This is a genomic window from Variovorax endophyticus (genome assembly GCF_025376855.1).
GTDB lineage: Bacteria > Pseudomonadota > Gammaproteobacteria > Burkholderiales > Burkholderiaceae_C > Variovorax.
Genome location: NZ_JAHUTH010000025.1, coordinates 96383 through 117931, shown reverse-complemented (window position 1 = coordinate 117931; position 21549 = coordinate 96383). Strand labels below are relative to the sequence as shown.

Sequence of the window (21549 nt, the reverse complement as noted above, 5' to 3'; positions counted from 1 at the left end):
CAGAGCAGGGCTGTTGCAACAGTCGTGCCCTGTTCGCCGAATGCCGTATGGCACCGGGTCCGCGGGGCGCGGGTGGCACGAAAGATGCACCGAAACGGTGTGAACCCTGGCCCGCCCACCGCCGTCCCCCCCACAGAGTCCGACGACGCGCCGCAGCGCATCGTCAAGGTGCGGCGCGACTACAACAGCTGGGTCGCGAGCGAAACCCTCGAGGACTACGCGCTGCGCTACACGCCGCAGCGCTTTCGCAAATGGTCCGAATGGCGGGTCGCCAACACGGCCTTCGGCGCGGCCTCGTTCCTGATCCTGGAGGCGGTGGGCGCCACGCTGCTGGTGCAGTACGGCTTCGCCAACGCCTTCTGGGCCATCCTGGCCACGGGGCTGATCATCTTCCTCGCGGGCCTGCCGATCAGCGTGTACGCGGCGCGCTACGGCGTCGACATGGACCTGCTCACGCGCGGCGCCGGCTTCGGCTACATCGGCTCCACGCTGACCTCGCTGATCTACGCGAGCTTCACCTTCATCTTCTTCGCGCTCGAGGCGGCCGTGATGGCCTACGCGCTCGAGCTGGCGCTGGGCATCCCGCCGGTCTGGGGCTACCTGGTCTGTGCGCTGGTGGTGATCCCGCTGGTCACGCACGGGGTGTCGGCGATCAGCCGGCTGCAGCTGTGGACGCAGCCGCTGTGGCTGCTGATGCTGGTCGTGCCCTTCGGCTATGTGCTGGTGCGCGATCCTGGTGCGTTCGCGGGCATCACGCACTACAACGGCGCCAAGGGTGGTGCGCAAGGATTCAACTTGCACCTGTTCGGTGCCGCCCTCACGGTGGGCATCGCGCTCATCACGCAGATGGGCGAGCAGGCCGACTACCTGCGCTTCATGCCCGCGCGCACCGCGGCCAGCCGCGGCCGCTGGTGGGCCGGGGTGCTGGCCGGCGGGCCGGGCTGGGTGGTGCTGGGCGTGGTCAAGATGCTGGGCGGCGCCGCGCTGGCCTACCTCGCGATCACCCACATGGTGCCGGTGGAGCGCGCGGTCGACCCGAACCAGATGTACCTCGCGGCCTACGAGTACGTGTTCCCCAACTATGGCTGGGCGGTGGCGGCCACCGCGCTGTTCGTGGTGATCTCGCAGCTCAAGATCAACGTCACCAACGCCTACGCGGGCTCGCTGGCCTGGAGCAACTTCTTCTCGCGCGTGGCCCACAGCCATCCGGGGCGCGTGGTGTGGGTGGTGTTCAACGCGCTGATCGCCTTCATGCTGATGGAGATGAACGTGTTCGAGGCGCTGGGCGACGTGCTCGGGCTGTTCGCCAACATCGCCATCGCCTGGATGATGGCCGTGGTGGCCGACCTGGTCATCAACAAGCCGCTGGGCCTCTCGCCGCCGGGCATCGAGTTCAAGCGCGCCCACCTGTGGGACATCAATCCGGTGGGCGTGGGCGCGATGGCGCTGGCCTCGCTGCTGTCGATCACCGCGCACCTGGGTGTGTTCGGGCCGCTGGCGCAGGCCTTCTCGGCGCTGATCGCGCTCGGCACGGCGCTCGTCGCCTCGCCGCTGCTGGCCTGGGCCACGGGCGGGCGCTACTACCTGGCGCGCGGCTCGGTCGAGGGCGCCGCGGTGGCGGCCGGCCGGCCGGTGCAGTGGGCGCGGGTGGAATCCGAAGGCGCCTACCGCCGCCTCGCGGTGCAGCGCTGCGTGATCTGCGAGCGCGAGTACGAAGGCCCCGACATGGCCCACTGCCCGGCCTACCAGGGCGCGATCTGCTCGCTGTGCTGCACGCTCGACGCGCGCTGCGGCGACCTCTGCAAGCCGCACGCGAGCCTGTCGGCGCAGTGGTCGGCGGTGCTGCGCTGGCTGCTGCCGCGGCGCAGCTGGCGCTACCTCGACACCGGCCTGGGCCACTTCCTGCTGCTGATGCTGATCATCGTGCCGCTGCTGGCGGTGGTGTTCGGCGTGCTCTACCAGCAGGAGCTGCGCGCGCTCGGCGAGCGCGCGCTCGAGCTGGCCGCGCAGAGCGAGGTGGCGCAGGCGCTCGCGGCCGCGCAGCAGGCCTCGCTGCGCTCGGGCTTCCTCAAGGCCTACATGGCGCTGCTGGTGATCGCGGGCATCGTGGCCTGGTGGCTGGTGCTGGCGCACCAGAGCCGCAAGGTGGCGCAGGAGGAATCGAACCGCCAGACCCACCTGCTGGTGCGCGAGATCGAGCTGCACCGCGAGACCGACCGCGCGCTGCAGTCGGCCACGCGCACCGCCGAGGAGGCGCGCGAGGTGGCCGAGCAGGCCAAGCTCGCGGCCGAGCAGGCCCGGCGCGCCGCCGACCAGGCCAACCAGGCCAAGAGCCGCTACATCAGCGCCATCAGCCACGAACTGCGCACGCCGCTCAACAGCATCCTCGGCTATGCGCAGCTGATGGGCGAAGACCACTCCGTGCCGCCGCACCGCCAGCAGGCGGTGGCGGTCATCAAGCGCGGCGGCGAGCACCTGCTGTCGCTGATCGAGGGCACCCTGGCGATCGCCCACATCGAGGCCGGCAAGCTCACGCTGCATGCGCGGCCGATGCGCTTCGCCGACACCCTGCGCGAGCTGGCCGACATGTTCGAGCTGCAGGCGGCCGAGAAGGGCCTGGCCTTCCGCTTCGAGGCCGCGGGCACGCTGCCCGAGGTGGTGCGCGCCGACGAGAAGCGGGTCTGCCAGATCCTCATCAACCTGCTGGGCAACGCGATCAAGTTCACGGCCGCCGGCCAGGTCACGCTGCGCCTCGCCTATGCGCGCGAATTCGCCGCGGTGGAGATCGAGGACACCGGCCCGGGCATGACGGCGGCCGAGATCGAGCGCATCTTCGAGCCCTTCGCGCGCGGCGATTCGGCCGGCGTCGCGGCCGCGCCGGGCGCGGGGCTGGGCCTCACCATCGCCAAGATGCTGACCGACCTGATGGGCGGCGAGATGAAGGTCAGCAGCACGCCGGGCGTGGGCTCGCTGTTCTGCGTGCGGCTGTTCCTGCCGCGCGTGCACGAGGCGGTGGCCGGTGCCGGCCGGCCGCAGCCTGTGCAGCGCGCGCGGCGCGGCTACGAGGGTGCGCGCCGCCGGCTGCTGGTGGTCGACAACGAGGAAGCCGATCGCGAGCTGCTGGGCCATGTGCTGGCGCCGCTGGGCTTCGAGCTGCGCAGCGCGGCCAGCGGCCACGATGCGCTCGACCTGATCGCCGCCGGTTACCGGCCCGACGCCATGTTCGTCGACCTCGCGATGCCCGGCATCGACGGCTGGGAGACCATCCGCCGCGCGCGCCGGCTCGGGCTGGCCGAGGCCGCGGTGGCGATCGTCTCGGCCAACGCCTTCGACAAGGGGCTCGACAACGACGTGGAGATCGCGCCCGAGGATTTCTTCGTGAAGCCGGTGCGCCACACCGAGCTGCTCGACTGGCTCGAGCGCCGGCTCGGCCTGCACTGGACCGAAGCGGCCGCGGCGAGCGCGCCGGCGCCGGTGCAGCCGGTGCTGCGCCCGCCCTCGCGCGAGCGGCTGCGCGCGCTCGACGAGGCCGTGAGCCTCGGCTACTTCCGCGGCATCATGAACCAGCTCGACGCCATCGACCGCGAGCAGCCCGAGTGCGCCGCCTGGACCGAGGCGCAGCGCGTGCTGGCGCGGCAGTTCCAGTTCGAGGCCATGGGCCGCGCGCTGGCCGAGGCGGCCCATGCGGGATGACAAACAGATGAATACACCGGTCCCCCCTGTCGAACCCGTGCCGCTCGCGCAGTCGCTGCGCGACAAGAGCGCCAACAGCGACCTGGTGCTGATCGTGGACGACGTGCCCGACAACCTCGCGGTGCTGCACGACGCGCTCGACGAATCGGGCTACACGGTGCTGATTGCCACCAACGGCGAGCAGGCCTTGCAGCGCGCCGCGCAGGCGCGGCCCGACATCGTGCTGCTCGACGCGATGATGCCGGGCATCGACGGCTTCGAGGTCGCGCGTCGGCTCAAGGCCGACGGGATGACGTCGCACATCCCGATCGTCTTCATGACCGGCCTGACCGAGACCGAGCACCTGGTGGCCGCGCTCGAGGCCGGCGGCGTGGACTACGTGACCAAGCCGATCAAGCCCAAGGAGGTGCTGGCGCGCATGAACGTGCACCTGCAGGGCGCCCGGCGCGCGCGCCAGGTGGCGCGCCAGGCCGGCCAGGCGCGCAACGCGCTCGACGCCTTCGGCTACGCCAGCATCACGGTGCGGCTGCCCGAGGGCCGGCTGATCTGGCAGACGGCGCTGGCGCGCGACCTGCTGCAGCGCTACTGCGAGACGCGCGCGCCCGAGACCCCGGCCGCCGTGCTCGACTGGCTGCGCAGCCATGCGCCGGCGGCGCGCCAGCGCGGCGTGGAGCCGCCGGCGCTGTCGATCGCGCAGGGCGCCAGCAGCCTCACGCTGCGGCTGCACCAGCAGACCGGGCACGACGACGACGGCGACGAGTGGATGATCATCATGCGCGAGGTGTCCGACACCGCCGTGATCGAGGCCATGAGCCTGAGCCTCAAGCTCACGGCGCGCGAGGCCGAGGTGCTCTACTGGGTGGTCAAGGGCAAGACCAACAAGGACATCGGCGAGATCCTCGGCAGCAGCCCGGCCACGGCGAAGAAGCACCTCGAGCGCGTCTACGTGAAGCTCGGCGTGGAGACGCGCACGGCCGCGGCCGGCGTGGCGATCAAGCGCATCCGCGAGCTGCAGCCGCAGTTCGAGATCTAGCGTTCCAGCGTTCGGGCGGCGGCGTCACGCCGCCGACTTTCCGCCTGCCTAGAATCGCGCGCCGGTTCACCGGAACGCCCGCGATGAAGAACAAGGAACACGCCACCAGAGGGATGCGCATCGGATGGCTGCTGGCCGCCTGCGGCCTGTGGGCCGGCGCGGGCGCGCACGCGGCCGGCCATTTCGACATCGACGATGCCGCCACCCTCGATCCGGGCCAGTGCCAGTACGAGACCTGGTGGGGCCGCACCGGCCCCGAGCCGGTCATCGGCTTCCACCTGGGCCCGGCCTGCCGCATCGGTCCCGTGGAGCTGGGCTTCAACCTCGACCGGCTGTCGACGCTGGGCGTGCGCACGGTCACCGGCGGGCCGCAGATCAAGTGGAATTTCTTCGGCCCGGCGCCCGATGCCACCTGGAGCGCCGCGATCTCGGCCGGCACGGTGTCGGATTTCCGCACCGGCGGCCGCACGGGCGGGCAGCTCGTGGTGCCGGTCAGCTGGCGCCCTACGCCGGAGCTGCAGATCCACGCCAACCTCGGCGCCGACTGGGCGCCCGGCACCGGCCAGCGCACGGCGCGCGGCGGGCTGGCCTGCGAGTGGGCGCTCAACGACACGCTGTCGCTGATCGCCGAGCGCAGCCGGGTCTCGCGGCTGTGGACCTCGCGCGTGGGGGCGCGGGTCAACCTCACGCCGCTGATCAGCCTCGACCTCAGCGCCTCACGCACCGGGCCACAGGGCGTGCGCGGGGTCGTGATCGGCCTGAACCACGAGTTCAGCTGGAAGTGAGGTTGCGCCGCGCCCGGTGCGCGGCTGCCTTCGCGCGGTTGCCGCACGAGGCCATGCTGCACCAGCGGCGCGAGTGGGTCTTGGTGCGGTCCAGGAACATCAGCGTGCAGGCGTGGCCTTCGCAGGCGCGCACCCATTCGAAACCCTCGTCGCACAGCAGCGCGGCCATGGCCCGCGCGATCGGCTGCAGCAGCTGATCGGGCGTCGAGAAGGGCTCGACGCGGCGCAGCCGCAGGCCGCCGCCCTCGGGGTCGGCCGCGACCTCCACATGGCTGCTGTCCTGCGCGAGCAGGCGGTTCAGGGCCCCGAGCTCGGCCGCCGCCTCCGTGTCGAGCGGCCGGCCCGCATGGCGTTCGGCGAAGTGCCGGAAACCGTCGCGCAGTTCGCGCGCGCGTTGCGCCACCGCATCGAGCGCGGCCGCGCCGCCCTTGGCGGCCCGCAGCCGCTCGGCATCGGCCGGCGCGATCAGCTTCGCCGCCAGCAGCCATTGCAGCAGTGCCGCGCCATCGGCCAGCCATTCGACGCGCACGCCGTCGGGCGTGGCAGTGCTGTTGACGAAATCGAGCGCGAGATGGTCGCCGACGAAGGGCGCGGGCATGGGGGCGGCGGTGGTGGTCATGGCGAAACTCCTGGCGCGATGATAACCGTCAAAAAATAGATTGACAGGTTACTCAACCATGAATAACCTTTAAAAACGTCGTTAGCAGGTTATTCAAGCCCGGGAGTCCCCGGGCGCCGCCATCGGCTTGCAGGAGTCTTCCCCATGGTTCGTTTCCACACCGTCGCCGTCGGCGCGCACAAGGTCTTCTATCGCGAGGCTGGCGATCCCTCGCGGCCCACCTTGCTGCTGCTGCACGGCTTCCCGAGCTCGTCGCACATGTTCCGCAACCTGATTCCGCTGCTGGCGGACCGCTTCCACATCGTCGCGCCCGACCTGCCGGGCTTCGGCTTCACCGAGTCGCCCGCGCGGCCGGCCTTCGCCTACAGCTTCGACAACCTCGCCAAGGTGATCGAAGGCTTCACCGACGCGCTCGGGCTGCATCGCTACGCGCTCTACGTGTTCGACTACGGCGCGCCCGTGGGCTTCCGGCTCGCGCTGTCGCGGCCCGAGCGGGTGAGCGCGATCGTGTCGCAGAACGGCAATGCCTACGAGCAGGGCCTGAGCGAGGGCTGGGGCGTGCTGCGCACCTATTGGCGCGAGCCGAACGCGGCCAACCGCGAGGCCGTGCGCGCGGCCCAGCTCACGCACGAGGCCACGCGCTGGCAGTACGTGCACGGCACGCCCGATCCGCTGCAGGTGGCGCCCGAGGCCTGGGAGCTCGACTGGGCGCTGATGCAGCGGCCCGACAACATCGAGATCCAGCTCGACCTGTTCCTCGACTACGCGAACAACGTGGCGCTGTATCCGAAGTTCCACGACTACTTCCGCAGCCACCGTCCGCCCTTCCTCGCGGTCTGGGGCCGCAACGATCCCTTCTTCCTGCCGCCGGGCGCCGAGGCCTTCAAGACCGACAACCCGAACGCGCAGGTGCGCTTCCTCGACACCGGCCACTTCGCGCTCGAGACGCATGCGGCGGAGATCGGCGCGGCGATCGGCGATTTCCTCGGCCGGCTGCCGGCCGAGGGCTGAAGGCTCAGCGCAGGTAGCGTTGCATGCGCTTCTCGTCGTCGGCCAGTTGCTGGCGCATCACCGAGAGGAAGTCGCGCGCGGTCGACGACAGCACCTTGCCGGCCGGCAGCGCGAGGATGCAGGCGAAGGAGATGTCGACCGACAGCTTGCGCGCCACCAGGCCGCGCTCGGCATAGTCGAGCGCGGTGATCGGATTGACCAGGCCTACGCCGAGCCCGCGCAGCGCCATCTCGCAGACGCTGGCGGCGTAGGGCGTCTGCACCACCATGCGCAGCGCCAGGCTCTTCTGCGCCAGCGCGGCCTCGAGCCGGCGGTGCGAGGGGTCCTCGGGGTTGAGCGCGAGGAAGGGCGCCTCCACCAGCTGCTCGGGCTCGATGCTCCTGAAGCGCGCGAGCGCATGGCCCTGCGGCATCACGACCACGCCCGGGAAATGCGCGAAGGTCGAATGCTCGAGGCCCTCGAGCGAGAGCTCGTCGGCCATCAGGCCGAAGTCGGAGATGCCCATCGAGACCCGGTCGCGCACGTCCTTGGAACTCAGCACCTGCAGCGACACCTGCGGCCAGGCGCTCGCGCCGCGGTGTGCCTTGAAGCGCTCGAGCGCGCGCGGCATGAAGCCCAGCCCGAAGGCCGGGTAGCAGCTGAGCTCGAGCTGGTTGGTGCCGAAGTCGCGCAGGCTGCGCACCCGGTGCTCGATCGCGTCCATGCCGATGAACACGCGCTCCACCTCCACCCACAGCGCACGCGCCTCGGGTGTGGGCACCAGCCGCCCGCCGGTGCGCTGGAACAGCTGCATGCCCGCCTGCGTCTCGAGCCGCTTGAGCGACTGGCTGATCGCCGGTTGCGTCACATGCAGCAGCGCCGCGGCCTTGCGCGTGGAACTGCTGCGCATCAGCGCCCGGAAAGTCTCGATCTCCGCAAATCGCATCGATAAGTTCCGTTATCGGTTGAGTATTTTGGGCATTCTGATTTTATTTCCGAACGCATAAGATTCGGCCCGCCATGACACTCCAAGCGCTCGACATCTTGCCCGCCGACCTTTCCTCCGACGCCGCGGACGAGGCCCTCGCGGCCGATGCCGCGCGGCCGTTGCGCAACCCGCAACTGCGCGGCCTCCAGTGCCTGCGCTGCGAGACGCTCTATCCGGTGACCTCGCTCAACGAAGGCTGCCCGGCCTGCCGCAGCATGGGCATGCACATCGGCCTGCGGGCCAGCTACCTGCCGGGCACCGACGCCGGCCTCCCGATGCCCTACCTGCCGGGCTTCACGCTCGGCGAAGGCAGCACGCCGCTGCGCGAACTGCCCGAACTGGCGCAGCGCCTCGGCGTGGCGCGGCTGGCGCTCAAGGACGAATCGGTCAACCCGACCGGCTCGCACAAGGACCGCATGACCGCCGTCGGCGTGGCGCAGGCGCTGGAAGCCGGCGCCCACACGCTGGTGCTGGCCTCCTCGGGCAATGCCGCGGTCTCGGCGGCCCACTATGCCTGGGCCGCGGGCCTGTCCTGCGAGGTCGCGGGCTACGAGGGCCTGCCGGCGGCCTACGCGCGCCAGCTCGACGCGCTCGGCGCGCGGCGCTACGCCTTCTCCGACAACGCGGGCCGCTGGGCCTTCGTGCGCGAGCGCGCGCAGCACCCGGGCTACTTCGCGCTCACCAACTACCGGCTGCCCGCGCTGGGCAGCGCGCCGCTCGCGATCGAGGGCTACAAACCGATCGCGGCCGAATGCCTGGCCGAGGGTGGCCTGCCCGACCACATCGTGGTGCCGACCGCGCGCGGCGACCTGGCCTGGGGCATCTACGCGGGCTTTCGCGACCTGCTGGCGGCCGGGCGCATCGCGCGGCTGCCGCGGCTGTGGCTGGTGGAGCCGTTCCCGCGGCTGTCGCGCGTGCTCGCGGGCGGCGCCGTCAACGGCAGCTACCCGGGCCACACGGCGCAGTTCTCGACCGCGGGTGCCACCGTCACCTACCTGCAATGGCAGGCCGCCACCGCCACCGCGGGCGGCGCGGTGGTGGTCAGCGACGACGAGGCGCGCGCCGCGCGCCGGCTGCTGACGGCCGCCGGCGTGAGCGCCGAACTCTGCGCGGCCGCGGGCCTGGGCGCGCTGCGGCAGTTGCGCGACAACGGCCTGGTGGCGGCCGATGCGCACGTGGTGCTGATGCTGACCGCGAGCGCCGCCTGCGATCCGAGCTGGCCCGATCCGTCGGTCTGAGACCGGTTCTTTCTTCCTTCGTCCCTCGTTCACGGAGCACGCGATGCGCCGACGTACCTTCCTTGCCGTTTCATCGGCAGGCGCCCTGCTGGGCGCCACCGGCAACGCCCGGGCGGGCGCCTTTCCCGACCGGCCCGTGAAGCTGGTCGTGCCCTGGGCCGCGGGCGGCAGCACCGATGCCATCGCACGCGCCATGGCGCAACGCATGAGCCAGACGCTGGGCCAGTCGGTGATCGTCGACAACCGGCCGGGCGCGGCCGGCCAGATCGGTACCGATGCCGCCGCCAAGGCGCCGCCCGACGGCTACACGCTGGTCATCGTCGAGCTGCCGCATGCCATCGCGCCGGCCGTGACCGCGAAGCTGCCCTACGACCTGCTGCGCGACTTCACGCCGGTGACCATGATCGGCACCTCGCCGCTGGTGCTGTTCGCGGGCATGGACGAGGGCAGCAAGGACTTCCGCAGCTTCATGAAGACGGCCGCCGCCAGCGCCGCGCCGCCCGCGATCGCGCACAGCGGCGCGGGCACCGTGAGCCATCTCGCGGGCGAGCTGCTGGCGCAGCGCTCGAGGATCCGTTTCAACATGGTCCCGTACCGCGGCTCGGCGCCCGCGCTCACCGACGTGGCCGCGGGCACGGTGGCCGGCCATTTCGCGACCCTGGCCAGCGGCTCGAGCCTGGTGGGCGCGCGCCGCATCCGGCCGCTGCTGGTGGCGAGCACGAAGCGCGTGGACATCCCGGGCCTGCAGGGCGTGCCCGCGCTGACCGAGAGCGGCCTCGCGGGCATGGAGATCGACCAGTGGTGGGCGCTGGTCGCGCCCGCCACCACGCCGCTCGACGTGGTCGAGAAGCTGCGCGCCGAAGCCGTCGCGGCGCTGGCCCATGCCTCGGTGAAGGAGCGCATGTCGGCGCTCGGCGTGCAGCTGCGCGGCTCGACCACCGGCGAGCTGCGTGCCTTCATGCGCGCCGAGGCCGAGCGCTGGCAGCGCGTGGCGCGCGAGATCGGGCTGCAGCCGCAGTAGCTTCTAGCGGGCGTCGCTGTAGACGGTGGCGCGCGACACGCCCATGTGCGCGGCCGCGATCTCGGCGCCGCGGCGGATCTCGAGAAAGCCTTCCTTCTTCAGTTCCTGCACCAGCTGCTTGCGGTCGGCCGGCTTGAGCGAGCGCGGCGTGGTCGCGCGCGCGGCCGCGAAGGCGTCGATGCGCGCATGGATGCGCTCGGACTGGCCGCTGCCCGGCTCGAGGTGCTCGCGCACCTCGCTGTCGTCGATGCGCGTGAACTGCGACATCGCGCTCTGGAAGCTCTGGAACAGGGTCAGGTCCACGTTCAGGCACAGCGCGGCCACGTACTCGCCGTGCTCGTCCTTGATGCCGATCGAGGTGCTCTTGACCTTGCGGCCGTCGGGAAAGGCATTGGCGTAGTTCGCGATCACGGCCGGGAATTCGGGATCGCGGATGCGCGCGAGCCCGAGCTCGGTGACCGACTGGCCGACCTGCCGGCCGCTCAGGCCGTTCTCGATCGCATGGATCGCGTTCTCGGGATTGCGCAGGTCGTGCACCACCACCTCGCAGAAGGGCGCGAAGGTCTGGCCCAGGCCCTCGGCGATGTGGTCGAGCATCTCGAGCAGGTGCTTGTCGGACTTCTTCTTCATGCGGGTGAATGTATCCAGGTCTGGACGAAGCATCCAATCGCGTACCAAAACTGTACAAAAAGTACATTAATGGATATATTGTCTGGAACCGCGGTGCCCTCCGGCGGCCGCCTTCGCGGGCGGCGCGCCGACTTCCCTCTTTCTTTCTCTGCTCGGAGAAACCCATGAAGAAGATCCGTCTGGCGTTCCCTGTCCTCGTCCTCTCGCTGCTGGCCGCCGGTGCCGGCCCGGCCTCGGCCGACACCCTGCGCAAGCTCGCCGACAGCGGCCGCATCGCGATGGGCGTGCGCGACTCGGGCGCGCCGCTGTCCTATGCGCTGGGCGCGGGCCGCTACACCGGCTACCACGTCGAGCTCTGCGAGCGCGTGATCGCCGGCCTGCGCGAGGCGCAGCGGCTGCCCGCGCTGGCCATCGACTACCAGCCCGTGACCTCGTCGAACCGCATTCCGCTGGTGCGCAACGGCACGGTCGACCTCGAGTGCGGCACCACCACCAACAACGCGGCGCGCCAGAAGGAGGTGGCGTTCGCGCTCACCACCTACGTCACCGAGGTGCGGCTCGCGGTGGCCGCGAAGTCGGGCATCGCCTCGATCGCGCAGTTGCAGGGCAGGACGGTGGTCGTGACCTCGGGCTCGAGCGCGGTGAAGACCGCGCGGCTGCACAAGAAGGCGGCCGGCGTCGAGTTCCAGGAGGTCTACGGCAAGGACACGGGCGACAGCTTCCTCATGCTGCAGACCGGCCGCGCCGACGCCTGGATCGACGACGACAACATCCTCGCGGGCAACATCGCGAGCGCGCGCACGCCGGGCGACTTCCGCATCGCGGGCGAGACCTTCGCGGTGGAGCCGATCGCGATCATGCTGCGGCGCGACGACCCGGCCTTCAAGGCCGCGGTCGATGCCCAGCTGCGCCGGCTGATGGCCGACGGCGAGCTCGCGAAGCTCTACGACAAGTGGTTCGTGCAGCCGATCCCGCCGCGCAACGCGGCGCTGAACCTGCCGATGAGCGCCGCGCTGCGCCAGGCGATCGCGGCGCCGAACGACAACCCCTCCGAGGCCTACCAGGCCCGCTGAATCCATTCATCAAGCAACGAAGGACCCGATCCATGCCGAACACCCCGCACTACATCGACCCCCGCACCGGCCGCACCCACGGCCTGCTCGAGCGCCGCTGGCGCTCCGACGACGGCCATCCGATGATGATCACGCCGCTGCCCGGCATCTCGCGCGACGACATCGACACGCGCGTGCGCTCGCTGTGGCGCTACCGCGCGGCGCTGCCGGTGGCCATCGAGCAGCCCGCGAGCCTGGGCGAGGGCTGCACGCCGCTCGTGCAGAAGCGCTGGGGCGGGCTCGAGCCCTTCTTCAAGCTCGAGTGGTTCAACCCGACCTGCAGCTTCAAGGACCGCGGCGCGGCCGTGATGATGTCCTTCCTGCGCCAGATCGGCGTCGACGCGGTGCTCGAGGACAGCTCGGGCAATGGCGGCGCCGCGATCGCCGCCTCCGGTGCCGCCGCGGGCCTGCGCGTGAAGGTGCTCGCGCCCGCCTACACGCCCGCGCCCAAGGTGGCGCAGATCCGCGCCTTCGGCGCCGAGGTGCAGCTCGTGCCCGGCCCGCGCGAGGCTTCCGAGGAAGAGGCGGTGCGCCAGTCCTCCGAGATCTTCTACGCGAGCCACAACTGGCACCCGTTCTTTCTGCAGGGCACGAAGACGCTGGCCTACGAGCTCTGGGAGGACCTGGGCTTCGAGGCGCCCGACAACGTGATCATTCCGGCCGGCGCGGGCAGCAACGTGCTGGGTTGCCACATCGGCTTCCAGGAGCTGCTGGCGGCCGGGCAGATCCGCCGGCTGCCGCGCATCTTCGTCGCGCAGCCGCTGAACTGCTCGCCGATCGATGCGAGCTTCACGGCCGGTGTAGAGACGCTGGTCGAGCGCGCGGTGGCGCCGACCATCGCCGAGGGCACGGCGATCAAGCGGCCGGTGCGGCTGCGCGAGATCCTGCAGGCGCTGCGCGAGACGCGCGGCGGCACGGTGGCGCTGACCGAGGAACAGATCGCGGCGGCCGTGCGGCGGCTGGCGGCGACGGGGCTCTATGCCGAGCCGACCTCTTCGTCGGCCGCTGCCGCCATCGAACTGCTGGAGCAGCGCGGCGAGATCCGCGCGGGCGAGAAGACGGTGGTGCTGCTGACCGGCACCGGTCTCAAGTCGACGCAGTTCATGACCGAGCTGTTTGCGGGGGCGGCCGGCTGATCGACCGGGCACCCCGCGCGCAGCGGGGCGCTCGCTTTACCAGCCGTGCAGGCGCGGCCAGGCGCGCAGGCTGCCGTCCTGCGCGAGTGCCTGGTATTCGGGGAACTGGGCACCGGTCGCGCAGGCATGGTTGGGCAGGATGCGCAGCCGCGTGCCGATCGGGAAGCGTTCGACGATGTCCGCGGCCGTGCCGTCCGCCAGCGACAGGATGCCGTGCTCCTGGTTCGCGCCGCTCAGCACATAGCCTTCGATCACGCGGCCCTCGAGGTCGCAGGCCTGGCCGTAGCCGAAGTCGTGCTTCTGCTTCGCGGTGCCGCGGTCGCGGCTCATCGCCATCCAGCCGGCATCGAGGATGGCCCAGCCCTTCTCGGCCTGGTGGCCGATGACGGTGGCCAGCACGCTCAGCGCGATGTCCTCGGGCGCGCAGACGCCGATGTTGTGCATCACGAGGTCGAAGAACACGTAGACGCCGGCGCGCACCTCGGTCACGCCGTCGAGCCGCGCGGCCGACAGCGCGGTGGGCGTGGAGCCCACGCTGACCACCGCGCAGGGCAGGCCGGCCGCGCGCAGCCGCTCGGCGGCCTGCACGCAGCCCGCGCGTTCCTGCTCGGCCATGGCCGCCAGCGCCTCGGGCGTGTCGAGCTCGTAGCTCGAGCCCGCATGCGTGAGCACGCCCGCGAGCCGCATGCCGCCCTCATGCAGCACGCGCCCGACCTCGAGCAGCGCGGCCTCGCCGGGCTTGATGCCCGAGCGGTGGCCGTCGGTGTCGATCTCGATCAGCACCTCGAAGGCCTCGCCCTGCGCGCGGCCGAAATCGGCGATGGCGCGGGCCGAGGCCAGGCTGTCCGTGATGATCTTCAGCCGGCAGCCCGCGCGCCGCAGCGCGAGCGCCTGCGGCAGCTTGGCCGCGGCCATGCCCACCGCGTAGAGGATGTCGTCGATGCCGTCGGCATGGAACTGCGCCGCCTCCTTGAGCGTGGAGACCGTGATGCCCTGCGCGCCCGCCGCGAGCTGCGCCCGTGCGACCGGCGTGCACTTGCTGGTCTTCACGTGCGGACGGAAGCGCACGCCCAGCGCGTTCATGCGCTCTTGCATGCGCGCGATGTTGCGCTGCATGCGCGGCAGGTCGATCAGGGCGGCGGGGGTGTCGAGCTCGGCGAGGGAGGGGGTGGTGGTCATGGCGGGGAGGGACGAGGAGGGAATTACCAGGGCCAGGCGATGCGCGTGCCGGTGCCGGTCGCGGCCGCGCGCCGCTGCAGCATGCGCGCCACGGTCAGGTCCTGCAGCGCGAGGCCGGTCATGTCGAACACGGTGATGTCGTCGGCGGCGCGTTCGAAGGCCGCGCGGCCCGAGAGCAGGTCGCCGAGCTCGATGCTGGCGGTGTCGGGTGCCCACTGGGTCTCGCCGATCTGCCGTGCCTGCACGCGGTCGTCGACGACGAGGCGCACGCGCGGCAGCAGGCCGTCGGGCAGCTCGCGCTTGCCGCGCGTGTCGGCGCCCACGCAGTTCAGATGGGTGCCGGGTTGCACGGCCTCCAGGTCGAACAGCGCGCCGGCGCCGGGCGTGGCGGTGATCACGAGGTCGCTGTGGGCCACGGCCTCGTGGCGGTCGGCCGCCGGCGCTATCGCGCAGCGCGCGGCGAAGGCGGCCTCGAAGTTGGCGTCGCGCCCGCCGCGGGCGCTCACATAGCGCACCTCGGCCAGCGCGGGCAGGGTGCGCAGCGCGAACTCGAGCTGCACCCGCGCCTGCACGCCGGTGCCGAAGACGCAGGCGCGCGTGCTGTTGGGCCGCGCGAGCGTGCGCAGGCCCAGCGCGCCGGCCGCGCCGGTGCGCAGCGTGGTGACCGCGTTGCCGTCGATCAGGCATTGCGGCCGGCCGGTCAGCGGGTCGATCAGCAGGATCGTGGCCTGGTGGGGCTCGCCGCCGCGCGCGCGGTTGGCCGGCCAGAAGCCCGCGGCCTTGAAGCCGAGCAGCCCCTGCGCGGGCACGTCGCCCGACTTGATGCCGAACACGCCGCCGCTGGCCAGCGGCTCGCGCACCACCGGAAACACCCGGCCCTCGCGCGCGCTGTGCAGCACGAAGGCCTCGCGCACGGCCTCGAGCACTCCCTCGGGAGCGAGCAGGGCGTCGACCTGGTGCCGGTCGAGCAGCAGCAGCGAGGCGTCGGCGGGCGACGATGGAGCTTCATTCATCTGGAAATATTATCCAATTCCAGACGAAAAGTAAAATGCAAGGAAGGCGGCCGGCCGCCGCGGGCTTCAGCGTCCGGTCTGTACCTTGATGCGGATGCTGCGGATCTCCCAGCCGCGGTTGCGCAGCCGGGTCACGAGCATCGGTGCCAGCTGGCGCAGCTTGGCGGCCGCGGCGCTGCCCTTGACCAGCAGGCACCATTCGTCGCCCTCGGCCGGACCGGCCTGGATGGCGGGGCGCATCAGCGGCGGGATCAATTCCTCGACCGCGCGCAGCCGGTCGCCGGCGTCGCGCGCACGGGCGATCAGGCTCGCCAGCGTGGGCGAATCCTCGGCCGCCTGCTGCAGCGTGAACGGGGGCGTGGAACGGCGATTCATTCGTAATTCTGTGGGTGAAACAAGACAGCTAAAATGCCCGGTTTGCCGGCGGTCCCGCCGGGAAAATCGTTCAAACCCGATAACCCGACTACCCGATAACCGGCACGGGCTTCCGGCTTCGAAGGCTTGCTTTTGAAGGCGGTGCGCCCAACTGCTCTCACCATATCTTAGGGAATCCGGTCGCAGTGCCTGTCGTGTCAGGTGCCCGCCCACCTCCACCCATGGCCACCAACTTCCTGACCCAGATCTTCGGCAGTCGCAACGATCGGCTGCTCAAGCAGTACCGCAAGACGGTGGCGCGCATCAACGCGCTCGAACCCGAATTCGAAAAACTGAGCGACGACGCGCTGCGCGCCAAGACCCAGGAATTCAAGGACCGCATCGCCAAGGGCGAGAGCCTCGACGACCTGCTGCCCGAAGCCTTCGCCACCGTGCGCGAGGGCTCCAAGCGCGTGATGAAGATGCGCCACTTCGACGTCCAGCTGCTCGGCGGCATGGCGCTGCACAACGGCAAGATCTCCGAAATGCGCACCGGCGAAGGCAAGACGCTGACCGCCACGCTGCCGGTGTACCTGAACGCGCTGTCGGGCCAGGGCGTGCACGTGGTGACGGTCAACGACTACCTGGCCAACCGCGACGCGACCTGGATGGGCCGCCTCTACAACTTCCTCGGCCTCACGGTCGGCATCAACCTGCCGCAGATGCCGCGCGAGGAGAAGCAGGCCGCCTACGGCAGCGACATCACCTACGGCACCAACAACGAGTACGGCTTCGACTACCTGCGCGACAACATGGTCTACGAGCCCGGCGACCGGGTTCAGCGCAAGCTGAACTACGCGATCGTCGACGAGGTGGACTCGATCCTGATCGACGAGGCCCGCACGCCGCTGATCATCAGCGGCCAGGCCGAGGACCACACCGACCTGTACCTCGCGATCAACAAGGTGGTGCCGCTGCTCAAGAAGCAGGAAGGCGAAGCCGACCCGCGCACCGGCGAGGGCGTCACGGTGCCCGGCGACTTCACGGTCGACGAGAAGACGCACCAGGTGTTCCTGACCGAGGACGGCCACGAGAACGCCGAGCGCATCCTCGGCGAATTCAAGCTGCTGCCCGAGGGCGCCTCGCTCTACGACCCGGCCAACATCACGCTGATGCACCACCTGAACGCGGCGCTGCGTGCCCGTCACCTCTACCACCGCGACCAGCACTACGTGGTGCAGCAGGGCGAGGTGGTGATCGTCGACGAGTTCACCGGCCGCCTGATGACCGGGCGCCGCTGGAGCGACGGCCTGCACCAGGCCGTGGAAGCCAAGGAAGGCGTGGAGATCCAGGCCGAGAACCAGACCCTGGCCTCGATCACCTTCCAGAACTACTTCCGCCTGTACGGCAAGCTCGCCGGCATGACCGGCACGGCCGACACCGAGGCCTACGAATTCCAGGAGATCTACGGCCTGGAAACCATGATCATCCCGCCGAACCGCGTGAGCAAGCGCGACGACCAGCTCGACCGCGTCTACAAGACCACGCGCGAGAAGTACGAGGCGGCGATCCAGGACATCCGCGAGTGCTACGAGCGCGGCCAGCCGGTGCTGGTGGGCACCTCCTCGATCGAGAACTCCGAGATCATCGACGGCCTGCTCACGCAGGCGGGCCTGCCGCACCAGGTGCTCAACGCCAAGCAGCATGCGCGCGAGGCCGACATCGTGGCGCAGGCCGGCCGCACCAAGATGATCACGATCGCGACCAACATGGCCGGCCGCGGTACCGACATCGTGCTGGGCGGCAACATCGAGAAGATGATCGAGGCGGTCGAGGCCGACGAAGGCCGCGACGAGGCCGCGAAGAAGGCCGACATCGAGCACATCCGCGCCGAGTGGAACAACGATCACGAGTTCGTGAAGTCGCTCGGCGGCCTGCGCATCATCGCCACCGAGCGCCACGAGTCGCGCCGCATCGACAACCAGCTGCGCGGCCGTTCGGGCCGCCAGGGCGACCCGGGCTCCTCGCGCTTCTACCTGAGCCTGGACGATCCGCTGATGCGCATCTTCGCGGGCGACCGCGTGAAGGCGATCATGGATCGCCTGAAGATGCCCGACGGCGAAGCCATCGAGGCCGGCATCGTCACGCGCAGCATCGAGAGCGCGCAGCGCAAGGTCGAGGCGCGCAACTTCGACATCCGCAAGCAGCTGCTCGAGTACGACGACGTGTCGAACGACCAGCGCAAGGTGATCTACCAGCAGCGCAACGACATCCTCGACGCCGGCGACCTCGGCGCGCAGATCGCGGCGCTGCGCGAAGGCTGCTTCACCGACCTGGTGCGCCAGTACGTGCCGGCCGAGTCGGTGGAAGAGCAGTGGGACATCCCGGCGCTCGAGCAGGCCCTGTTCAACGAGTGGGGCATCGACATGCCGCTCGCGAAGATCGTCGAGGGCTCCGAGGCCATCTCCGACGAGGACATCGTCGAGAAGGTGGTGCAGGCCGCCAACGAGACCTTCGACGCCAAGGTCGCGCTGATCGGCGCCGAGAACTTCACGCAGTTCGAGCGCATGGTGCTGCTGCAGAGCATCGACACCCACTGGCGCGAGCACCTGGCCTCGCTCGACTACCTGCGCCAGGGCATCCACCTGCGCGGCTATGCGCAGAAGCAGCCCAAGCAGGAATACAAGCGCGAGGCCTTCGAGCTGTTCGGCCAGTTGCTCGACTCGGTCAAGAACGAGGTCACGCGCCAGCTCATGACGGTGCGCGTGCAGTCGAGCGAGCAGCTCGATCAGGCGGCCGAGGCGATGGAGAACCGCGGCGAGAACGTCTCGAACATCACCTATTCGGCGCCCACCGAGACCGGCGAGGTCGAGGTGCGCGTCGACGAGGAAAGCCAGCGCCGCATCGCGGCCGCGGGCCTGGGCACGCTGAGCGCCGAGGCGGCCGCCTTCGCGCGCGTCGGCCGCAACGACCCGTGCCCCTGCGGCAGTGGCAAGAAATATAAACATTGCCACGGCAAACTCAGCTGACCCGCAACTCCGAAGAGATACCGCCATGCCCGTGAACCTGTCCGCTCCCGATCCCGCCGCCCTGTTCGCGGTCCCCGGCGTCCGCATCGGCGTGGCCGAAGCGGGCGTGCGCAAGGCCAACCGCAAGGACCTGACGGTCGTGCTGATCGACGAAGGCGCCGCGGTCGGCGGCGTGTTCACGCAGAACCGCTTCTGCGCCGCGCCGGTGCAGGTCTGCCGCGACCACCTCGCGGCCGGCCACGGCATCCGCGCGATGCTGATCAACACCGGCAATGCCAACGCCGGCACCGGCGAGGACGGCCTGGCGCGCACCCGCGCCACCTGCATCGCGCTGGCGCGCCAGCTCGACCTGGCGCCCGAGCAGATCCTGCCGTTCTCGACCGGCGTGATCATGGAGCCGCTGCCGATCGACCGCATCGAGGCCGGCCTGCCCGCCGCGCTGGCCGATGCCGCCGATAACCACTGGGCCCGTGCCGCCGAAGGCATCATGACCACCGACACCGTGCCCAAGGCCTTCAGCCGCCAGGTGCGGATCGGCGACGCCACGGTCAGCGTCACCGGCATCAGCAAGGGCGCCGGCATGATCCACCCGAACATGGCGACCATGCTGGGCTTCATGGCCACCGACGCGAAGATCGACCCGGCGCTGATCCAGCCGCTGGCCAAGCAACTGGCCGACGCTTCGTTCAACCGCGTGACCATCGACGGCGACACCTCGACCAACGATTCCTTCGTGGTCATCGCCACGCAGAAGGCCGCGCACGCGACCATCACCTCGCTCGATTCGGCCGAGGGCCAGGCGCTCGTGGCCGCGATGCAGGACGTGGCGCGCCTGCTCGCGCAGGCCATCGTGCGCGACGGCGAAGGCGCGACCAAGTTCATCGCGGTGCAGATCGACGGCGGCCGCGATGCCGCCGAATGCCGCCAGGTGGCCTATGCGATCGCGCATTCGCCGCTGGTCAAGACCGCCTTCTACGCCAGCGACCCGAACCTCGGCCGCATCCTCGCGGCCGTGGGCTACGCGGGCATCGCCGACCTCGACCAGACCGGCATCGACCTGTTCCTCGACGACGTGCACGTGGCGGTCAAGGGCGGCCGCAACCCGGCCTACCGCGAGGAGGACGGCCAGCGCGTGATGAAGCAAAGCGAGATCACGGTGCGCGTGAACCTCGGCCGCGGCAATGCCAGCGAAACCGTCTGGACCTGCGACTTCAGCCACGACTACGTGTCGATCAACGCCGACTACAGGTCCTGATTTTTCGATGAACGAGCAGTTCCAGAGACTGATCGAGCGCGCCGAGCAGCTCATCAACCGCATCGAATCGATCCTGCCCCAGCCGCTGGCCGAGCCGGCCGACTGGAACGCTTCCATTGCCTGGCGCTACCGCCGCCGCAGCTCGGGCCATGGCGTGCTCGAGCCGGTCAGGCACGTGGCCGCGATGGCGCTCGACTCGCTCAAGGAAATCGACGTCCAGAAGGACAAGATCGAGCGCAACACGCGCCAGTTCGTCGAGGGCAAGCCGGCCAACAACGTGCTGCTGACGGGCGCGCGCGGCACCGGCAAGTCCTCGCTGATCCGCGCCTGCCTGCAGGCCTACGCGCCGCAGGGCCTGCGCCTGATCGAGGTCGACAAGGCCGAACTCACCGACCTGCCCGACATCGTCGAGGTGGTGTCGCAGCGGCCCGAGAAGTTCATCGTCTTCAGCGACGACCTGAGCTTCGACGAGGGCGAGCCGGGCTACAAGGCGCTCAAGTCGATCCTCGACGGCTCGGTCGCCGCGGCCACGCCCAATGTGCTGATCTACGCGACCAGCAACCGGCGCCACCTGCTGCCCGAGTACATGAAGGACAACCTCAGCTACACCCACACCGAAGATGGCGAGGTCCATCCGGGCGAGGTGATCGAGGAGAAGATCTCGCTGTCGGAGCGCTTCGGTCTCTGGGTCAGCTTCTACCCGTTCAGCCAGAACGAGTACCTCACCATCGTGGCCCAGTGGCTGTCCTCGTTCGGTGTCGATGCCGCCGCGATCGAGGCCGCGCGGCCCGAGGCGCTGGTCTGGGCGCTCGAGCGCGGTTCGCGCAGTGGTCGCGTGGCCTACCAGTTCGCGCGCGATTACGCGGGACGGGCCGGCGCATGAGCACGGAGCCGGGTCAGCCGCGCAAGCACACCGAGGTCGCGGTCGGCGTGCTGATCCGCACGGCCGACGATGCGCTGCTGCTGTCGACCCGTCCGCCCGGCAAGCCCTATGCGGGCTACTGGGAGTTTCCGGGCGGCAAGATCGAGGCCGGCGAGACGGTCGAGGAGGCACTGCGGCGCGAGCTGCAGGAAGAGCTCGGCATCACCATCGACGGCGCCACGGTCTGGAAGGTGACCGAGCACGACTACCCGCATGCGCTGGTGCGCCTGCACTGGTGCAAGGTCACGGCCTGGCACGGCGACTTCGAGATGCGCGAAGGCCAGCAGATGGCCTGGCAGCACCTGCCGCTGGACGTGGCGCCGGTGCTGCCCGGCGCGCTGCCGGTGCTCGAATGGCTGGTGCAGGAGCGCGGCCTGCCCGCGTCGGCGGCCCAGGCCGTATCGACCCTGGCCTGAGTGCCGCGGCGTGGCGATGCCTGCGCCGCCCCCAGGACCCCGGCGGCGCGCGCCGCGGGCCTGAGCGAAGAACGAACAAGAGACGGATGCATCCCAAGTACCGCCCCGACATCGATGGCCTGCGCGCCGTGGCCGT

At 70.4% G+C, this 21549-nt stretch carries 18 protein-coding genes; 12 read left to right on the top strand and 6 right to left on the bottom strand.

Features of this window, described 5'->3' with window-relative positions:
- The first annotated feature begins 84 nt into the window (after positions 1-84).
- From KV106_RS28395 to KV106_RS28385, 3 genes are all read left to right on the top strand, one after another.
- Positions 85-3693, top strand: a complete 3609-nt coding sequence (locus KV106_RS28395; protein WP_261214052.1) for a hybrid sensor histidine kinase/response regulator — start codon at positions 85-87, stop codon at positions 3691-3693.
- A 7-nt stretch (positions 3694-3700) separates the two neighbouring features.
- Positions 3701-4726, top strand: a complete 1026-nt coding sequence (locus KV106_RS28390; RefSeq protein ID WP_261214051.1) for a response regulator transcription factor — start codon at positions 3701-3703, stop codon at positions 4724-4726.
- An 83-nt stretch (positions 4727-4809) separates the two neighbouring features.
- Positions 4810-5511, top strand: coding sequence for a hypothetical protein (locus tag KV106_RS28385; protein WP_261214050.1), 702 nt, complete (start codon positions 4810-4812; stop codon positions 5509-5511).
- On the opposite strand, the gene KV106_RS28380 is transcribed toward KV106_RS28385, so the two are convergent.
- Positions 5498-6130: a CGNR zinc finger domain-containing protein gene (locus tag KV106_RS28380; protein ID WP_261214049.1), complete on the bottom strand. Its 633-nt coding sequence runs from the start codon at positions 6128-6130 to the stop codon at positions 5498-5500. The genes KV106_RS28385 and KV106_RS28380 overlap by 14 nt on opposite strands.
- A 144-nt stretch (positions 6131-6274) precedes the next feature.
- Between KV106_RS28380 and KV106_RS28375 the strand changes: the two genes are divergently transcribed.
- Positions 6275-7141 carry an alpha/beta fold hydrolase gene (locus tag KV106_RS28375; protein ID WP_261214048.1) on the top strand — a complete coding sequence of 289 codons (867 nt, stop codon included), beginning with the start codon at positions 6275-6277 and terminating at the stop codon, positions 7139-7141.
- A gap of 4 nt (positions 7142-7145) precedes the next feature.
- On the opposite strand, the gene KV106_RS28370 is transcribed toward KV106_RS28375, so the two are convergent.
- On the bottom strand, positions 7146-8066 hold the full coding sequence (locus KV106_RS28370; protein WP_261214046.1) for a LysR substrate-binding domain-containing protein: 921 nt from the start codon (positions 8064-8066) through the stop codon (positions 7146-7148).
- Between the two features lie 74 nt (positions 8067-8140).
- On the opposite strand from KV106_RS28370, the gene KV106_RS28365 reads away from it, so the two are divergent.
- Positions 8141-9346, top strand: coding sequence for a pyridoxal-phosphate dependent enzyme (locus KV106_RS28365; RefSeq protein ID WP_261214044.1), 1206 nt, complete (start codon positions 8141-8143; stop codon positions 9344-9346).
- A gap of 43 nt (positions 9347-9389) precedes the next feature.
- Positions 9390-10367 carry a Bug family tripartite tricarboxylate transporter substrate binding protein gene (locus tag KV106_RS28360; RefSeq protein WP_057591407.1) on the top strand — a complete coding sequence of 326 codons (978 nt, stop codon included), beginning with the start codon at positions 9390-9392 and terminating at the stop codon, positions 10365-10367.
- Between the two features lie 3 nt (positions 10368-10370).
- Here the strand turns inward: KV106_RS28360 and KV106_RS28355 are convergent, their stop codons facing one another.
- Complete coding sequence (locus KV106_RS28355; protein ID WP_093341052.1) at positions 10371-10997, bottom strand: helix-turn-helix transcriptional regulator; 627 nt, start codon at positions 10995-10997, stop codon at positions 10371-10373.
- Positions 10998-11161: 164 nt separating this feature from the next.
- On the opposite strand from KV106_RS28355, the gene KV106_RS28350 reads away from it, so the two are divergent.
- Positions 11162-12070 carry an amino acid ABC transporter substrate-binding protein gene (locus KV106_RS28350; protein WP_057591409.1) on the top strand — a complete coding sequence of 303 codons (909 nt, stop codon included), beginning with the start codon at positions 11162-11164 and terminating at the stop codon, positions 12068-12070.
- A gap of 32 nt (positions 12071-12102) precedes the next feature.
- Entirely contained in the window at positions 12103-13245 is a 1143-nt protein-coding gene (locus tag KV106_RS28345; RefSeq protein ID WP_057591410.1) for a threonine synthase, read from the top strand.
- 36 nt (positions 13246-13281) lie between these two features.
- On the opposite strand, the gene KV106_RS28340 is transcribed toward KV106_RS28345, so the two are convergent.
- The 3 genes from KV106_RS28340 to KV106_RS28330 form a co-directional block, all read right to left on the bottom strand.
- Positions 13282-14424: a DSD1 family PLP-dependent enzyme gene (locus KV106_RS28340; protein ID WP_261214038.1), complete on the bottom strand. Its 1143-nt coding sequence runs from the start codon at positions 14422-14424 to the stop codon at positions 13282-13284.
- Positions 14425-14447: 23 nt separating this feature from the next.
- A complete protein-coding gene (locus KV106_RS28335; protein WP_261214037.1) occupies positions 14448-15437 on the bottom strand; it encodes an ornithine cyclodeaminase family protein in 990 nt (329 codons plus the stop codon).
- 66 nt (positions 15438-15503) lie between these two features.
- On the bottom strand, positions 15504-15812 hold the full coding sequence (locus tag KV106_RS28330; protein WP_057592112.1) for a hypothetical protein: 309 nt from the start codon (positions 15810-15812) through the stop codon (positions 15504-15506).
- A gap of 221 nt (positions 15813-16033) precedes the next feature.
- Between KV106_RS28330 and secA the strand changes: the two genes are divergently transcribed.
- The 4 genes from secA to KV106_RS28310 are packed head-to-tail and all read left to right on the top strand — an operon-like array spanning position 16034 to position 21413.
- Complete coding sequence (gene secA / locus KV106_RS28325) at positions 16034-18820, top strand: preprotein translocase subunit SecA (RefSeq protein WP_261214034.1); 2787 nt, start codon at positions 16034-16036, stop codon at positions 18818-18820.
- A gap of 25 nt (positions 18821-18845) precedes the next feature.
- The gene (gene argJ, locus KV106_RS28320; RefSeq protein WP_261214032.1) at positions 18846-20075 is read left to right on the top strand and encodes a bifunctional glutamate N-acetyltransferase/amino-acid acetyltransferase ArgJ; all 1230 of its coding nucleotides are present in this window, start codon (positions 18846-18848) and stop codon (positions 20073-20075) included.
- Between the two features lie 7 nt (positions 20076-20082).
- Positions 20083-20958, top strand: a complete 876-nt coding sequence (locus tag KV106_RS28315; RefSeq protein ID WP_057592109.1) for an ATP-binding protein — start codon at positions 20083-20085, stop codon at positions 20956-20958.
- Complete coding sequence (locus KV106_RS28310) at positions 20955-21413, top strand: NUDIX domain-containing protein (protein WP_261214030.1); 459 nt, start codon at positions 20955-20957, stop codon at positions 21411-21413. The genes KV106_RS28315 and KV106_RS28310 overlap by 4 nt, the downstream gene beginning before the upstream one ends.
- Positions 21414-21549 lie beyond the last annotated feature (136 nt).

Bases quoted from the DNA above. Each gene is read 5' to 3' on its own strand.
- KV106_RS28395 (WP_261214052.1), top strand. From the start codon at position 85: ATGCACCGAAACGGTGTGAACCCTGGCCCGCCCACCGCCGTCCCCCCC.
- KV106_RS28390 (WP_261214051.1), top strand. From the start codon at position 3,701: ATGAATACACCGGTCCCCCCTGTCGAACCCGTGCCGCTCGCGCAGTCG.
- KV106_RS28385 (WP_261214050.1), top strand. From the start codon at position 4,810: ATGAAGAACAAGGAACACGCCACCAGAGGGATGCGCATCGGATGGCTG.
- KV106_RS28380 (WP_261214049.1), bottom strand. From the start codon at position 6,130: ATGACCACCACCGCCGCCCCCATGCCCGCGCCCTTCGTCGGCGACCAT.
- KV106_RS28375 (WP_261214048.1), top strand. From the start codon at position 6,275: ATGGTTCGTTTCCACACCGTCGCCGTCGGCGCGCACAAGGTCTTCTAT.
- KV106_RS28370 (WP_261214046.1), bottom strand. From the start codon at position 8,066: ATGCGATTTGCGGAGATCGAGACTTTCCGGGCGCTGATGCGCAGCAGT.
- KV106_RS28365 (WP_261214044.1), top strand. From the start codon at position 8,141: ATGACACTCCAAGCGCTCGACATCTTGCCCGCCGACCTTTCCTCCGAC.
- KV106_RS28360 (WP_057591407.1), top strand. From the start codon at position 9,390: ATGCGCCGACGTACCTTCCTTGCCGTTTCATCGGCAGGCGCCCTGCTG.
- KV106_RS28355 (WP_093341052.1), bottom strand. From the start codon at position 10,997: ATGAAGAAGAAGTCCGACAAGCACCTGCTCGAGATGCTCGACCACATC.
- KV106_RS28350 (WP_057591409.1), top strand. From the start codon at position 11,162: ATGAAGAAGATCCGTCTGGCGTTCCCTGTCCTCGTCCTCTCGCTGCTG.
- KV106_RS28345 (WP_057591410.1), top strand. From the start codon at position 12,103: ATGCCGAACACCCCGCACTACATCGACCCCCGCACCGGCCGCACCCAC.
- KV106_RS28340 (WP_261214038.1), bottom strand. From the start codon at position 14,424: ATGACCACCACCCCCTCCCTCGCCGAGCTCGACACCCCCGCCGCCCTG.
- KV106_RS28335 (WP_261214037.1), bottom strand. From the start codon at position 15,437: ATGAATGAAGCTCCATCGTCGCCCGCCGACGCCTCGCTGCTGCTGCTC.
- KV106_RS28330 (WP_057592112.1), bottom strand. From the start codon at position 15,812: ATGAATCGCCGTTCCACGCCCCCGTTCACGCTGCAGCAGGCGGCCGAG.
- secA (WP_261214034.1), top strand. From the start codon at position 16,034: ATGGCCACCAACTTCCTGACCCAGATCTTCGGCAGTCGCAACGATCGG.
- argJ (WP_261214032.1), top strand. From the start codon at position 18,846: ATGCCCGTGAACCTGTCCGCTCCCGATCCCGCCGCCCTGTTCGCGGTC.
- KV106_RS28315 (WP_057592109.1), top strand. From the start codon at position 20,083: ATGAACGAGCAGTTCCAGAGACTGATCGAGCGCGCCGAGCAGCTCATC.
- KV106_RS28310 (WP_261214030.1), top strand. From the start codon at position 20,955: ATGAGCACGGAGCCGGGTCAGCCGCGCAAGCACACCGAGGTCGCGGTC.